Source organism: Bacillus sp. FG16 (genome assembly GCF_057809515.1).
Genome location: NZ_JBMDKC010000246.1, coordinates 1 through 1,457 on the forward strand (window position 1 = coordinate 1; position 1,457 = coordinate 1,457).

The 1,457-nt window shown below is 35.5% G+C and carries 3 protein-coding genes; 1 reads left to right on the forward strand and 2 read right to left on the reverse strand.

All coding sequences use genetic code 11. The features are described from left to right. On the reverse strand, positions 1–149 hold a 149-nt coding region (locus ACODS7_RS31980), incomplete at its 3' end, for an exosporium leader peptide-containing protein (RefSeq protein WP_488828588.1). Between the two features lie 262 nt (positions 150–411). On the opposite strand from ACODS7_RS31980, the gene ACODS7_RS31985 reads away from it, so the two are divergent. Then, positions 412–1,065 (forward strand): BclA C-terminal domain-containing protein, encoded by a 654-nt coding sequence (locus ACODS7_RS31985; protein ID WP_488828584.1) that lies wholly within the window; start codon positions 412–414, stop codon positions 1,063–1,065. A gap of 159 nt (positions 1,066–1,224) precedes the next feature. Here ACODS7_RS31985 and ACODS7_RS31990 read toward each other — a convergent pair. After that, positions 1,225–1,457 (reverse strand): hypothetical protein (locus ACODS7_RS31990; RefSeq protein ID WP_488828586.1); only part of this gene is annotated, 233 nt, incomplete at its 5' end.

Below are 1,457 nucleotides of genomic sequence, written 5' to 3' on the forward strand. Positions count from 1 at the left end.
GCTCCCGTTGCTCCTGTTGCTCCTGTTGTTCCTGTTGCTCCCGTTGCTCCTGTTGGAATATATATTGGCGGAAGAGCTGGAAATGTAGGCCCAATATTCTCAGGTGCTATCTTACCTTTATTTATTGATAATTTATCATTCCGCTTCAATTTAATTCCTCATTCCACATATTTTTAATTAACTTACATAAGTATGAGTCTATTATTAAGGAATGCTTTCATAACTATTCTTTTTTCTTTCCAAATGATTCATACAGTTATTAAACATTTTACCGTTGCTTTAACTACTACTATTAATATAATAAAATGATAGTTCCATTCCAAAAACACGAAACTTATTGCATTCTAATTTAAAAATGAGGTGATTTAAATTCAAGATAAAAATGAAAAAAGAATAGAAGAACTAGTATCAATGGCTCTTGAAATTATTCTTCCATACAGACTTACAGGACCTACTGGAAGTACTGGACCTACCGGAAGTACTGGACCTACCGGAAGTACTGGACCTACCGGAAGTACTGGGCCTACCGGAAGTACTGGACCTATCGGAAGTACTGGACCTATCGGAAGTACTGGGCCTACCGGAAGTACTGGACCTACTGGAAGTACTGGGCCTACCGGAAGTACTGGATCTACCGGAAGTACTGGGTCAATAGTTACAACAAACTCTATGTTCGCTAATAATACATTAGGTGGTCCCATCTCTGTGATATTAGGTGGAACTAATATTCCTCTTTCTAATAATCAAAGCCTCGGTAATTTTACAGTTAACGCCTCAAACGATATATTTACAATTCCTGTAACCGGAAGATATCATTTAACCTATCAAGTTAATACGACAACTGCTCTACTCGCTGGAACAAGACTACTATTAAACGCTTCTACTCCACTTCCTGGTTCTATTTTTTCTCCCGCTATATCAACTTCAAATTATAACAATAATTTAATTACTAATTTAATTGCCGGTAATACAATTTCACTTCAATTATTCGGCATATTATCCGTCGTTAATTTGGTTGGAGGTGGTTCAACGGGTGCCTCTCTAACAATTATACGAATCGATTAAAAAATGATTCATTCTTTTTCTAATAAACATTATTAAATACCAAGTCTGTCATAATAAGAACCTCCCAATTATTTCATAAAAGTGATGGCGTATTAAAGAGCAAATCGCACTATATCCATAGTGGAAACTATCTATACTAAATTTTCCGTATATATATTATCAATTTACACTGACTTCCACCGATGTTACATTAAATATGAAGACATTTTCTCTTTTACGAACCATCTCAATACGCATTTGAGAAATGTACTCCAATCCTATACGCGAGAGCAATACTATGTTGACACTCTGATGAGTGTCTTTTTTTGTGAGTGATAAAAAATAAAAACCATCTCTTATTGAAGTGAACCCTGAAAACGGGACACCTATCAAAACACCTAAACCACTTGTTC

Bases quoted from the DNA above. Each gene is read 5' to 3' on its own strand.
- ACODS7_RS31985 (WP_488828584.1), top strand. From the start codon at position 412: ATGGCTCTTGAAATTATTCTTCCATACAGACTTACAGGACCTACTGGA.